Source organism: Pedobacter westerhofensis, from assembly GCF_900182595.1.
Classification (GTDB): Bacteria; Bacteroidota; Bacteroidia; order Sphingobacteriales; family Sphingobacteriaceae; genus Pedobacter; species Pedobacter westerhofensis.
Genome location: NZ_FXTN01000008.1, coordinates 104,411 through 118,467 on the forward strand (window position 1 = coordinate 104,411; position 14,057 = coordinate 118,467).

Annotated in this window: 9 protein-coding genes; 6 read left to right on the forward strand and 3 right to left on the reverse strand. The window is 44.3% G+C overall.

Annotated features, from left to right (window positions below; all coding sequences use genetic code 11):
• The first annotated feature begins 10 nt into the window (after positions 1-10).
• The 5 genes from groL (at position 11) to FN831_RS16300 (ending at position 11,018) form a co-directional block, all read left to right on the forward strand.
• Positions 11-1,651 (forward strand): chaperonin GroEL, encoded by a 1,641-nt coding sequence (gene groL, locus FN831_RS16280; protein ID WP_142529250.1) that lies wholly within the window; start codon positions 11-13, stop codon positions 1,649-1,651.
• A gap of 143 nt (positions 1,652-1,794) precedes the next feature.
• Positions 1,795-7,803 carry a PKD domain-containing protein gene (locus tag FN831_RS16285; protein ID WP_142529251.1) on the forward strand — a complete coding sequence of 2,003 codons (6,009 nt, stop codon included), beginning with the start codon at positions 1,795-1,797 and terminating at the stop codon, positions 7,801-7,803.
• Positions 7,803-8,843, forward strand: coding sequence for a PorP/SprF family type IX secretion system membrane protein (locus FN831_RS16290; protein WP_317132092.1), 1,041 nt, complete (start codon positions 7,803-7,805; stop codon positions 8,841-8,843). Before FN831_RS16285 ends, FN831_RS16290 begins: the two co-directional genes overlap by 1 nt.
• A gap of 50 nt (positions 8,844-8,893) precedes the next feature.
• On the forward strand, positions 8,894-9,553 hold the full coding sequence (locus FN831_RS16295; protein ID WP_142529252.1) for an MgtC/SapB family protein: 660 nt from the start codon (positions 8,894-8,896) through the stop codon (positions 9,551-9,553).
• Positions 9,554-9,590: 37 nt separating this feature from the next.
• The gene (locus FN831_RS16300; RefSeq protein WP_142529253.1) at positions 9,591-11,018 is read left to right on the forward strand and encodes an L-serine ammonia-lyase; all 1,428 of its coding nucleotides are present in this window, start codon (positions 9,591-9,593) and stop codon (positions 11,016-11,018) included.
• Positions 11,019-11,144: 126 nt separating this feature from the next.
• On the opposite strand, the gene FN831_RS16305 is transcribed toward FN831_RS16300, so the two are convergent.
• The 3 genes from FN831_RS16305 to FN831_RS16315 all read right to left on the reverse strand — a co-directional run bounded on the left by FN831_RS16305 (position 11,145) and on the right by FN831_RS16315 (position 13,288).
• Positions 11,145-11,798: an SGNH/GDSL hydrolase family protein gene (locus FN831_RS16305; protein ID WP_246101581.1), complete on the reverse strand. Its 654-nt coding sequence runs from the start codon at positions 11,796-11,798 to the stop codon at positions 11,145-11,147.
• A gap of 139 nt (positions 11,799-11,937) precedes the next feature.
• A complete protein-coding gene (lipB, locus tag FN831_RS16310) occupies positions 11,938-12,636 on the reverse strand; it encodes a lipoyl(octanoyl) transferase LipB (protein ID WP_142529255.1) in 699 nt (232 codons plus the stop codon).
• Between the two features lie 10 nt (positions 12,637-12,646).
• Positions 12,647-13,288 carry a 4'-phosphopantetheinyl transferase family protein gene (locus tag FN831_RS16315; RefSeq protein WP_142529256.1) on the reverse strand — a complete coding sequence of 214 codons (642 nt, stop codon included), beginning with the start codon at positions 13,286-13,288 and terminating at the stop codon, positions 12,647-12,649.
• A gap of 65 nt (positions 13,289-13,353) precedes the next feature.
• Here FN831_RS16315 and dcd point away from each other — a divergent pair, with 65 nt between their 5' ends.
• Positions 13,354-13,890 carry a dCTP deaminase gene (gene dcd / locus FN831_RS16320; RefSeq protein WP_142529257.1) on the forward strand — a complete coding sequence of 179 codons (537 nt, stop codon included), beginning with the start codon at positions 13,354-13,356 and terminating at the stop codon, positions 13,888-13,890.
• Positions 13,891-14,057 lie beyond the last annotated feature (167 nt).

Below are 14,057 nucleotides of genomic sequence, written 5' to 3' on the forward strand. Positions count from 1 at the left end.
ACATTTTAAAATGGCAAAACAAGTAAAATATAACGTAGAAGCCCGCGACGCCCTGAAAAGAGGAGTTGACACTTTGGCTAATGCAGTTAAAGTAACTTTAGGTCCAAAAGGACGTAACGTAATTATCGACAAAAAATTCGGTTCACCAGCAATCACTAAAGATGGTGTTACTGTAGCAAAAGAAATTGAGTTGAAAGACCCAATTGAAAATATGGGTGCACAAATGGTGAAAGAAGTTGCTTCTAAAACTGCGGATATCGCAGGTGACGGAACAACAACTGCAACTGTACTTGCACAGGCAATTGTTACTGCTGGTATTAAAAACGTTGCTGCCGGTGCAAATCCAATGGATTTGAAACGTGGTATCGACAAAGCAGTTACTGCTATCGTTGCTAACTTAAAGCAACAATCACAAACTGTTGGTGAAGACAACAACAAAATCAAACAAGTTGCCTCTATCTCTGCAAACAATGACGAAGTAATCGGTTCACTGATTGCTGAAGCAATGGGTAAAGTAGGTAAAGATGGTGTGATTACTGTTGAAGAAGCAAAAGGTACTGAAACTGAAGTAAAAACAGTTGAAGGTATGCAATTTGACCGTGGTTACTTATCACCTTACTTTGTAACCAATGCTGATAAAATGGAAGCGGAATTAGAAAACCCTTACATTTTGATCTATGACAAAAAGATCAGCAATATGAAAGAATTATTGCCGATTTTGGAGAAACAAGTTCAGACTGGTAAACCATTGTTGATTATCGCTGAAGATTTAGACGGTGAAGCTTTAGCTACTTTGGTAGTGAATAAGATCCGTGGTTCCCTAAAAGTTGTTGCTGTTAAAGCTCCGGGTTTTGGTGACCGCAGAAAAGCGATGCTGGAAGATCTTGCAATCTTAACTGGTGGTACTGTAATTTCTGAAGAAAGAGGTTATAAATTAGAAAATGCTGACCTTACTTACTTAGGTACTGCTGAGAAAATCGTTGTAGATAAAGACAATACAACTATTATCAACGGTGCTGGTCAGTCTGAAGATATCAAAGGCCGTGTTAACCAGATCAAAGCTCAGATTGAGACTACTACATCTGATTACGATAAAGAAAAATTACAGGAGCGTTTGGCCAAATTATCTGGTGGTGTTGCTGTTCTTTACGTAGGTGCTGCTTCTGAAGTTGAAATGAAAGAGAAAAAAGACCGTGTTGATGATGCTTTACATGCAACCCGTGCTGCGGTTGAAGAAGGTATCGTTGCAGGTGGTGGTGTTGCTTTCATTCGCGCCATCGAAGCTTTGGCTAACCTCAAAGGTGATAACGAAGATGAAACTACAGGTATCGCTATCGTGAAACGTGCGGTTGAAGAGCCATTGCGTCAAATCTGTGAAAACGCAGGTATTGAAGGTTCTATCGTAGTTCAGAAAGTTAAAGAAGGTACTGCAGACTTCGGTTACAATGCACGTACTGATGTATATGAAAACCTGATTGGTGCTGGTGTCATCGACCCAACTAAAGTAAGTCGTGTAGCATTGGAAAATGCAGCTTCTATTGCAGCTATGTTGTTAACAACAGAAGTTGTATTGGCTGATGATCCTGAAGACAGTGCGCCAGGTGCCGGCATGCCTCCTATGGGCGGTGGCGGTATGGGCGGCATGATGTAATTCAGCGTTTAACCATTTATTTTATAATAAAAAATCCTGCGATAGCTCGCAGGATTTTTTATTATGTGGAAATTTCAACTCTTTGTAAGGCAGTTGTTTGGAACGTATCATATTATTTTGATATTTTTAGATAACGCTACACTATGAGGAAAATTTTACACGCTCTTGGGACTCTCATTTTAGTTCTGATTTTCTCGCAATCCAAAGGACAGGTTACTATTGGGACGGTTGACCCGGGACCGTATGGAATTGGTAGCAATATTACTATTCCGCTTAATTTCGCAGGTAATCAATCCGACTTACCGATTGGTACAGTATTCGAATTATACTTATCGGACGCAACTGGTACATTTATAGGAAATGGGACACTGCTAGGATCATTTAGTGGTTTTTACACCCCAGCTGTAAATGGTGCTATTCCTACAAATGTTACAACCGCAGGTACAAACTACAAGTTAAGAATAAGGATTAGCAATCCTGCGAATAACCCAGCTACAACATTTCTCGATGTTGCAACCCCTATTACGATTCTGGCACAAACGACACCCGCAGTGACACTTACCCCCAATTCAGCCAGCAATGCCTTGGGAGGTGACAACATCGGCTTTTGTACTAGCGATGCTGGTCCAAACAAATCCATTATACTTAGAGACAATTTGCCCGCTACCTCAGTAGTAGAAGTCACAGTACGCAATCTTGTGACAAATGCAACGACAGTTTATCCGGAAATTGTTGTTTCTGGTAGTAATGGCTATAATATTACCGGTTTAGCAATTGGCTACTATTCAGTGACTGCAGTTGCGACAACTATAACCGCTGGGATCACTACTAAATCTAGTAAAACTTATATTCTTCATAATACAATTTTGGGTCTTGGAATTAGCGATTCGGGTGTAAGTGTAGGCTGTATTAATGGTGCAGGAGGTGGGGCGTCCGTATCATATGGAATCACCTCAACTGCAGGAAATTATCCGGGGACAATTTACAGGATAAATTGGGGGGACGGATCTACAGGCGAGCTTACTTATGCGCAGATTATGGCAAGCAGCGGTTCTGTCTTCCATACTTATACAGAGACCTCTTGCGGCAAAGGGGGTTCACCAGATGGATCCAATAACAATTCCTTTCAGGCTACTATTACCGCTGTGAGTACTGTTTGCGCAACGACCAAACCTATTACTGTGTATGCACAGGTACTCGTAAACCCAATAGCCAAGATAAGCGGCAGCACCATAGGTTGTACTAATGTAGCCATGACTTTTAACAATAGTTCTACCGGAGGAACAAGGTCAGACTGTACGGGCCAAATGGATTATACATGGTTTGTCGATTCTGACCCTACTCCGGTCCTTAGCACCAATACTACTGAGCCATTAGTTTGGACCTTTACCACCGCCGGGCCGCACACAGTCAGGCTGGTAGCTTCCAATGGTTCCAGTGCATGTACTCCAAGTGAAGATATTTATAATGTTTGTGTCCAGATCCCTCCTGTGCCAGCATTTACCCTTTCGGAGACTACAACATGCCTATCCAGTGCAGTCACCGCTAACAGTAGTGCTACAGTATTGAATAATACCTGCGGAACTCCCCCTACTTACACTTGGACAGTAACACCAGCAGCAGGCGTAACATTTACACAGGGAAGTGCAAGTCCTGAATTCAGGTTCCCGGCAATTGGAAGTTACACTATTGCTTTGTCTATCCAGACAGGCTTCTGTTCTGAGACCACCTTACCTCAAACGGTAATTGTAAATAGCACACCCGAAATAAACATTTCTGGTCCTAAGAATCTTTGTGCCCAAGGCAATTATACGTTTAGCCCTACAGGGGGCGTTACACAGACAACTTTTACCGGCACAACTGTAGCAACAGAGGCCAGTAACCTCGGTACATACACTTGGTCTGTAACTGGAGGAACAGCAAACTTTGTTGGGACCGACGGACCAAACACAAAATACCCAACAATTAATTTCACTCAGTATACTACTTATACAGTTTCGGTAACACATACGAATAATTGCGGAACCGTCACAGCATCTCAGTTAATCACATTTTCCGAAGCACCGGTTCCATCAATCGTCGCTCCGGCACAAATCTGTTACGGCCAGCCGATAAATGTTCAGGGCACGATCACAAACAGTACCGCCAACACAACATATACTTGGAGCAGCACCGGCGGAGGAACTTTTACTCCGGCAAATAGTCTTAATCCAACGTTTACTCCATCCGCATCAGAAATAGCTGCCGGGACGACAAGTATAAAACTATTTGTCAACACAGGTATAACCGGAAATTGTGCACAGGTTGAGGCCAATACTCCAATCATTGATGTGCGACCAAGGAATTTAGGAACCAGTGCAACCACTAAGACTATTTGTACAGGCACTTCAACAAATTACACACCCAATTCTGAAATATTTGGAAGTACATTTACCTGGACTGCTACAAATGCTGACGGAAATGCCCAACCAGGAAGCTTTAATTCAGGATCTGGTACCCAAATAAATGACAATATCATTAATACAAACGCCACAGCCAATGCTGTTGTAATTTACACCATTACCCCTGTCAGCAATGGGTGTTTAGCTGACCCTTTTACACTCACTGTAACCGTTAATCCGTTGCCTGTACTTACAGTTACAGGACCAACAGCACCAATATGTAGTAATGATCAGGCGGGAATCAGCTTAACATCTAATCTTGATCCCAATACCCGATATACATGGCAATCAACGGTAACTGGTGGAACGATAACTGGAAACTTCGGTCAGAATGATCCATTGCCAACAACAACAATCTCCAATCGTCTAGTAAATACTGGAACGACTCAGGCGACTGTCACTTATACAATAATCCCATACTACGTTACACCTGATAACCAGGCTGGATGTCCGGGCACAGCACAAACGTTTGTAGTATTGGTGGATCCTGCTACAACCGTTGCATACGCCGGGCCGCCTGAAAGTATATGTGATCGTCCAGATTATACCTTACGGGGTAACCCTGCAATCGTTGGAACCGGTAATTGGACATTCATACCTACAGCGGGACAAACTGGTGTAACTATCACCAACCCCAGTTCAGAAAATGCTGTTGTTTCAGGACTTACTTCAGGACAGGATTATACTTTTAGATGGACCATTACTGGTACCGGTGCTTGCCCGCCCACAGAAGATGATGTAGTAATTACCGTAAACATTCCAACTGTTCCTGGTGCAACTGCCACAACTAACCCTCTTGTTTGTGAGGCCGCAAACACAGGCACGATCACCTTATCAGGTCAAACTGGAACAGTACTCAATTGGGAAAGCTCTACAGATAACGGAGCAACCTGGCAATCAATCACCAATACAGCAACAACGCTTACATTTTCCAATATTGTTGCTTCTACACAGTACCGCGCAGTTGTTCAAAATGGACAATGTGCAGCCGCAACTTCAAGTATAACCACAATAAACGTTACCCCTGCCACAACAATAGCAAATGCAGGTGCGGATCAGACATTGTGCAACGAAACAACCGTTCAGCTGTCTGCTCTTTCTGCATTAAAAGCAGGTGAAAGTGGATTGTGGACAGTTAGCCCTGCGTTACCAAACACGGTAATTGTAAGCCCAAACAGTCCTGCAACACAAGTACAAAACCTTGCTCCCGGAACAACTTATACCTTCACCTGGACGATCACAGGCCCATCGCCCTGCGGCCCAACCAGGGATGATGTGACCATTACTGATCTTCTTCCATTAACCAACACCATCAGCAGCACAAGCACTGAGGTTTGCTACAACCAGATTATCACCATCACCGGAGACACGCCAACAGGTGGAAACGGATCATATACTTATAAATGGGAAGTAAGCACAGACGGAAACAACTGGAATACGCTTGCCGGACAAACCGGAAAAGACCTGAGCTATCAGCTTCAGGCTACCTCATTCTTTAGAAGAACTGTAAACAGCAGCGCCTGTTCATTAGTAAGCAATATCATCAGGATTATCGCCCAGCCACCGATCTCAAATAACACGATTTCGGCAGATCAAACCATTTGTACAGGAGCGCTTCCTGTTGCATTGACAGGAACAGTACCTACAGGATCTGACGGCAACTTTAATTACCAGTGGCAAATCAGTACAAACGGCACCACATGGGCAGATATTAACACTGCTGTATTTCCGGCTTATGCACCGCCAGTGCTCACGGCAACAACATTCTACAGACGTGTAGTAAGCACCATTACATGTAACGGAGATCTCAGAAGTATAAGTAACGTTGTCACGATTACAGTTAAACCAAATGCAAAAGCGGAATTCACTTACACGACAGATAAAGCATGTTCACCTTTTGTGATTGATGCCAATAATGTAAAAGCAGTAGCGTACCCGGACCGCAACGCCACATATACCTGGTATGCAAATAATGTACAGATCGGCACAGGCATTACGTTCCCTGGTTATACCATTACAACAAGTAATGCCGTAGTGACTATTAAACTGGTTACCGCCCCGAGCACAGGTTGCCAGCCGGATGAGATGTCGCACGACTTTAGTACTGTGCAAGCTGTTACACCAGCGTTTACCCAGAGTACTGCTGATGGCTGCGGCCCTTTAGTGGTCAACTTTGTGAACACCTCAACTTCTCTGACCGCAGCAACATTCAGATGGGATTTTGGAAACGGCGTCACTTCTTCGCAAACTATGCCTGCGGCGGTAACCTACCAGCCCGACCCAACAGGAAAAGACATTACTTACACCGTCACGCTTACTGCAACTACTGTTTGTGGGTCCAGCTCTATTACCTCTACCGTACTCGTAAAAGCTAAACCGATCTCTATTTTCTCTCCAAGTAAAACTGTAGGCTGCTCTCCGATGACAGTAACCTTTACAAACAGTTCACCTGGCACAAACAACACTTTCTACTATGATTTCGGAGACGGTACGCTATTAACCAAAACAGATAAACTGCCGGTCTCGCATATCTTCATCACCAATGTAGTCAGAGACTTTGTAGTGAAGATGATTGCTGAAAATGAGTGCGGCAGGGACGAAAGCTCCTATACCATCCGCGTTTCTCCAAATACTGTACTGCCCGAGCTGGTGGTGAATGCCAACGAACAAACAGGCTGTGCACCACTTGCGGTTAATTTCTACAACAACAGCAGGGGCGCCAATTTATTTAAATATGATTTCGGTGACGGCAGTACTGTTATTACCAGAAGTGCACCGGAAGTTGTCAAACACACCTTTACTACCGCAGGCACCTATACCATTACACTTACAGCCTCTAACGGTTGTTCAGACACTACGACTACCGAGTCGGTAACCGTATTGCCGCAGCCGCTGACGGCATTCAGCGCAGATGTTACACTGGGTTGCCCGGGACTGGCTGTCCAATTCAAAAACACCAGTACAGACGGGGTAAGTTACCTATGGGACTTTGGCGATGGCACCACTTCGAACGAGTTCCAGCCAAGACATGTGTTTACTGGAGCCCAGGAATATTATACGATCAGCCTCACCGCTACCAACAGCCTCGGCTGTCCGGCTACCACAACCATGAATCAGTACATCCATGTGGTACCACCGCCTAATGCATTATTTAATGTAGCGCCTTCAACACTGATCAGCATCCCTAACTATACCTTCAGGTTTGAAGATGAGAGCACCAATACCCCTACGATATGGGCATGGGATTTTGGAGACGGTACAAACTCAACATTGAAGAACCCTTCACATACCTATCTGGATACAGGAAAGTATGTAGTGACCTTAAGAGTAAGTAATCAGCAGGGATGTTTCACCACTACATTTAAAACTGTAACAATAGTCGGAGTTCCGGGTTATCTGTTTGTTCCCAACTCTTTTATGCCGGGAAGCGAAACTCCTGAGCTGAGAACTTTTATTGCAAAAGGATCTGGCATCAAATCATGGAGGATGAACATATTTAATAAGTGGGGACAGACATTATGGGAGACCACACTTCTGAATGAAGGCCGGCCTGTGGAAGGATGGGATGGAATGTTTAACGGAGTATTACAGCCGCAAGGAGTATACTTCTGGAAGATTGATGTTGAGTTTGTGAATGGAACTGCCTGGAAAGGGATGACCTACGATTCGTCGGCACCGAAAAAAACAGGGGTGATCCATATGATAAGATAATGAAGAAAATGAAATTGTACTTAAGATATATAGTGTTGGTGTTTTTATCCGGATGGTCATTGCATGCATCCGGACAGGATCATATCTATTCGCAATTTTACAATGCTCCTCTTTATCTAAATCCGGCATTAACAGGACAGTTTGAAGGGGATGTGCGGCTGAATATGATCTACAGGAACCAATGGTCAGGACTGAACGGTACCTTGTCTTACGTGAATGCTTCTGGCGACCTGAATATCCCTAATTTTGGCGGCGGGGTGGGACTGCAGTTTAACCGCAGCACAGAAGGAACAGCATTCCTTGTAAAAAACAACATCGCGGCTACTTACGCCTATAGTGTGGGGAGTGATGATTTTGTGCTCTCTTTTGGGATACAGGCCGGATTTACAAACAGGCGTATCAACTGGGACAAACTGGTGTTTTCAGATCAGATCGATAACCGGCTGGGATATATTCCGGGAAGCGTGAGTTCTGCGCAGCTGCCAGACATGGCACAAAGGTTCTTCTTTGACCCTGGAGCCGGCGTAAACCTTGTTTACGGTAATTTTATGGCAGGCGCTGCGGTATACCATATCAATCAGCCCGACGAATCCTTTAGCGGTGCACAGGCCAAACTGCCCAGAAGGATTGCCGTAAATGCGAGTTACCGTCTTCCTTTAACACGTAGCTATAACTATGGTTCTGACGATGGCTCATACCTGATCCCTTCGGTAGTGTATTATAAACAGGGCAATGTCTCATCAATGAGCGCCGGAGCGCAATACAAATACAAAGGTGTAAATGCCGGTCTCTGGTACCGCACCGCCGGAGAAGGCGGACCTGATGCTATTGTAGTCTCACTGATTTTTGACATCTTCTCCAGCGACCGCAAGAACGGAGAGAAACTGAGAGTGGGGATCAGTCATGACGCCACCACTTCCAAGATCAATTACACCAATACCAACGGAACATCTGAAGGCAGTATCGGTTATCAAAAATATTTCCCTAACAGCTCCAGCTATAATAAATTCAATGGTCTGCGCTGCTACGATTTCTATTAATCGTTTCAGAACCGGAATATTCTTTGCTTATATTTATTTTTTGATGCAGAATGGAAAGCTTTATACAGGGTAACCACTTTATCACACAGAGCGAAGTAAATAAATTTTTACTCGCCATTTTACTTTGTGGATTGATTGGCACAGAGCGGGAGCTTCGTGCAAAACAGGCGGGATTGAAAACGATGATCATGATCGGGCTTGGATCGACGCTGTTTACCATTCTTTCTGTTAAAATAGGCCTTAATTCTCAGGACCGTATTGCTTCAAACATTGTAACAGGTATTGGATTTCTCGGCGCAGGCGTAATTTTCAGAGAAGAAAACAGAATCAAAGGACTTACCACAGCATGTGTAATCTGGATTGTCGCCGCTATTGGTATGGCTATAGGCGACGGATATTATGAACAGGCAATAGGGGTGACAGTAGTGGTGCTCCTTGCCCTGATCTTTTTCCCATATATTGAAGCGGTGCTGGAACGAACAAATACCGCACGTGAGTACAAAATATCCAAAAAATATGAAGGGGAGGATATTGACGCAGTTGAATACTATATTAAGCGAACATCGGGCTTAAAATTTCAGCGTGGTTTGCAGGAGATGCGGGATGGACAAATCAGCGGAACCTGGACAGCTAAAGGCAGCCCGGAAAATCACAAAAAATTTGTAAATCAGATGTTACAGGACGAGAAAATTCTCGAATTCCATTTTTAGTTTTCCGAAACTACCTTAATCTGTTTAGCTTTATCACATGTTTAGAGAACAAATCTCAGTATTTGATATTTTCAAGATCGGAATCGGCCCATCCAGTTCACATACCTTAGGCCCATGGAGGGCGGCACAGCAGTTTACGGCAGGTCTTGCAGCGCAGGAGCTCCTGGACGAGGTGGTTCAGATTAAAATACTTCTGTATGGTTCTCTGGCTAAAACAGGTGTTGGCCACGGTACCGATATTGCTATTCTTTTGGGTATGATGGCAGCAGATCCGGTAACGTTTGATGTCGATGCGATTGAGCCAACAATTGAGGCCATCAAAACCAACCATAGCCTGCTGCTAGCAGGCACACATCCTGTTAATTTTGATTATGCTGAAGATCTGGTATTCCTTTATATGGAAAGCCTGCCCTTCCATCCCAATGCAGTTACTTTCCAGGCCTTCCTGAAGACAGGTAAGGCTTTTTCTGAGACTTATTATTCTGTGGGCGGAGGTTTCGTAGTGAAAGACGGGGAATTGAAGAACGATAAAGAAATGGTAGAGTTGCCTTTCCCAATAGAGGTAGCTGGCGACCTGCTGCACTGGTGCCTCACTACAGGGCTAAAAGTTTCTGAAGTAGTGATGGAAAATGAACTCGCATGGCGCAGCGAAGCTGAGACAATTAACGGTGTAATGCAGCATTTCAAGATCATGCAGGAATGTACTTTCCGCGGTTGTCATGCCGGAGGCTTCCTGCCAGGTGGATTAAATGTTGGGCGCAGGGCGGCCGCGTTAAACAAGAGGCTGATGGCCGGAAGACCTTATACTGATTACAATAGCTGGATACATGCCATCAGGGCTGGCGGTAACAGCTTTAATTATACGCTGGACTGGGTGAGTTGTTTTGCCTTGGCGGTTAATGAAGAGAACGCTTCCTTTGGGCGTGTAGTTACCGCTCCTACCAACGGCGCCGCAGGTGTAATCCCTGCAGTTTTGCAATATGCAATCGCTTTCTGCGACTGCTTCAGCGAAGAAAAGATCATACAGTTTATTCTGTGTGCCTCGGAGATCGGCAGCATTTTTAAAAAAGGGGCCACCATATCTGCTGCAATGGGCGGATGCCAGGCCGAAATCGGGGTTTCTTCTGCGATGGCTGCAGCAGCTTTAACTGAATGTATGGGCGGTTCACAGCGCCAGGTAATGATGGCAGCGGAGATAGCAATGGAGCATCATTTAGGCTTAACCTGTGACCCCATAGGTGGCCTGGTGCAGATTCCATGCATTGAAAGGAATACAATGGGTGCCATAAAAGCGATCACGGCAAGTCAGCTTGCGCTGCAGAGTAATCCGGATAAGGCTAAAGTAAGTCTTGGGGCGGTAGTGAATACGATGTGGGAAACGGCCCTTGACATGAACTCAAAATATAAGGAAACCTCGGACGGCGGTCTGGCAACGAATATTCCGATCAGCTTGCCGGAGTGTTAAGCTTTACTTGTTGATATAGTAAGCAGAGCCCTGTACAAATCACGCTTTTGTCTATATACATTTCCTCCCTGAAGTAAGTAAATCTACCGGGGTTGAGTAAACCTTCCGGGGAGTGGGTAAACCTGGCTATTTTTTTGAAAACGCCCTAAAAACAGAAGGCGCAAGCATGGCAGCCCAATCCTTATACATCACACCGGAAGGATGCAGCCCGTCTGATGCAACTAAAGAATGATCGGTAGCAGCGTTTCTTGACCCTGGTGTGATATCCGTATAGCTGATGCCTGCTTTTATTGTCTCTTCTTTGTTTATTGCATTGAACGCATCAATCTCTTTGGCGATCACCTGCATTCCCCTTCCGCTTTGTTTCCCAAATGGTGTGGCTCCCCAATCAGGTATGGACACTACAAAAACATGAGCTTTATTTCCACCCGCAAAGCCGATTGCAGTCTGCAGTAGTTCCTTGAATTCAGTTCTGTATGTTTCAATAGAATTGCCCCTGTACTGATTGTTTACGCCAATCAAAAGCGTAACAATATCAAATTTGCCGGTCAAAGCTTCAGCCTGAATACCGTCCTGCAGTTCATTGGTTGTCCATCCTGTTTTAGCAATGATCTTTGGTGTGTTTACCTTTATTCCAACATTATTTAGCTGTGATGCCAGCTGAAAGGGAAAACATGAACTTTGTGCTACGGCCTCACCGATGGTGTACGAATCGCCGAGCGCAAGATAACTCAGCTCGACGGCAGGAGTTGCTATTTTTGTTGTGTCGGTTTTACTCATTCCATTTATTGAACTTTTCCCGCATGCTATTATCGATAGCAGCAAGATCAATGCAGCTGTTATTTTCATGGGTAAATCTACGAAAGAAATAAATGATCAGATGCTGGACCGATGTTTTACCGGCACAATGAGTCAACGATTACAGAGCTATCTCCATGTGAAAGAGATCGGCGATGTGAGTCCTGAGCACCTCTTTTACGGTATTCATGTCCACCTCATGCCCAAGTTCACGCTGCATCGAGGTAACGTCTTTATCATCGATCCCGCAGGGCACAATGTTCTTAAAATAGTCGAGATTTGTATTTACATTAAATGCAAAGCCGTGCATTGTTACCCAGCGGCTGCACCTTACCCCCATTGCACAAATCTTTCTGGCTTTATCATTGTCGGCATCAAGCCATACACCGGTAAATCCGGGATATCTGCCTGCGGGAATACCAAAATCAGCCAGGGTAAGTATAACGGCTTCTTCAAGTGTCCTTAAATAAAGATGAATATCCGTGAAAAAGTTATCCAGGTCCAGTATCGGGTAACCTACCAGCTGACCGGGGCCATGGTAAGTAATATCGCCCCCGCGGTTGATCTTATAGTATGTAGCGTGTTTTTCTTTAAGCCCATCTTCATCGAGCAGCAAATTTTCAGAGTGGCCGCTTTTGCCTAGCGTATAAACATGGGGGTGTTCACAAAAAATCAGGTAATTAGGTGTTTGCTCCGTTGTTCCGTTATTCCGGTTACTGGTCTTTATCGCAACGGTTTCATTCAGCAGGAGCTCCTGACGGTCCCATGCCTCCTGGTAATCAACCATTCCCCAATCTACAAATTTAACGTTCTTGTTCATCCTGTTTCAATTAAGCAACTACATAGCCAAGCATATAGCCTGGTATGGTATTAAAATAGCATACAGTTAAGCGCTGCGTTCCCGTTGGGAGGTCTACAAGGACTGTCATCGAGCCATGATCTTGTAATTCAAAGGGCTGTATATGGATATGTTTCCTGAACTCCAGGCCTTTTTTTCCGTACCATTTGTACACCGCTTCCTTTACGCACCAGCAGGCGTATAGTGCATCGGTATTATTTTTCACATTACTTTGCGCAAGCTCCGGCAATGAAAGGAATTTCTGCTGTATCCTGTGGATTTTGGGTTTAATGAGTTCAATATCTACCCCTACACCTTTTTCTTTGCCAATCATTACAGCGGCATAATCATAGGAGTGACTGAGGGAAATGCTGTAAGAAGAATCGGCCAGATATGGCTTGCCGTGCTCATCCATCCGGCAGTCGATATACTCCGAGGTTTTAAGCATAGTACGCAATAAAAAACGCGTACTCAGCCACTGCAGCAAACGTTTACCAGGACTAAGTGTAGCCAGGAAGTCCAGTTCGTGCTGCTTTAGCTGGAGGCCGGAGAGCAACTGCTCTTCTCCTTCTTCGATTTTCCATACGGCGAGTATGGTATGATCGTCAATGTCTTGATTATAGATTACAGGCATCCTATTTAAAAAATCAATGCAAAAGTATCTTAAATTAATCATAATTTCGCCCAAAGACTTAACAAATGATACTTTCGGACAAGCGTATTTTAGAGGAGATTGACAAAGGAACAATAATAATTGAGCCCTTTAAACCAGAATGTTTAGGCACCAATTCTTATGATGTTCATTTGGGCAAATACCTGGCTACATATGCAGACAGAGTGCTGGACGCTAAAGCACATAACAAAATCATCCATTTTGAAATCCCAAAAGATGGATTCGTACTGCAGCCGGGCACTCTATACCTGGGCGTAACACTTGAATATACCGAAACTCACGCACATGTTCCTTTTCTGGAAGGCAAATCGAGTACCGGCCGTTTGGGGATTGATATCCACGCTACCGCCGGAAAAGGCGATGTAGGATTCTGCAATACCTGGACACTGGAAATCTCCTGCGCCCAGCCGGTGAAGATCTATGCAGGGATGCCCATCGGACAGCTGATTTATTTCATGGTGGAAGGAAATATTGAAACCATGTACAATGCCAAGAATGATGCAAAATACAGCAACAAAACCACTAAACCGGTAGAAAGCATGATGTGGAAGAATAACTTTTAAACGCTGGATTAATCGCTATAGCATTTGAGCCTCAATATTCTTATATTGAGGCTTTATTTTTTTCGGTTGTATACCTATGAAAAAGCAATAGATACCTATGAACCCGACATGATTAAAATTAGTATTCCCGTGTTTTCAGAAGAACTATTTTAATCATCAAAGGCTCC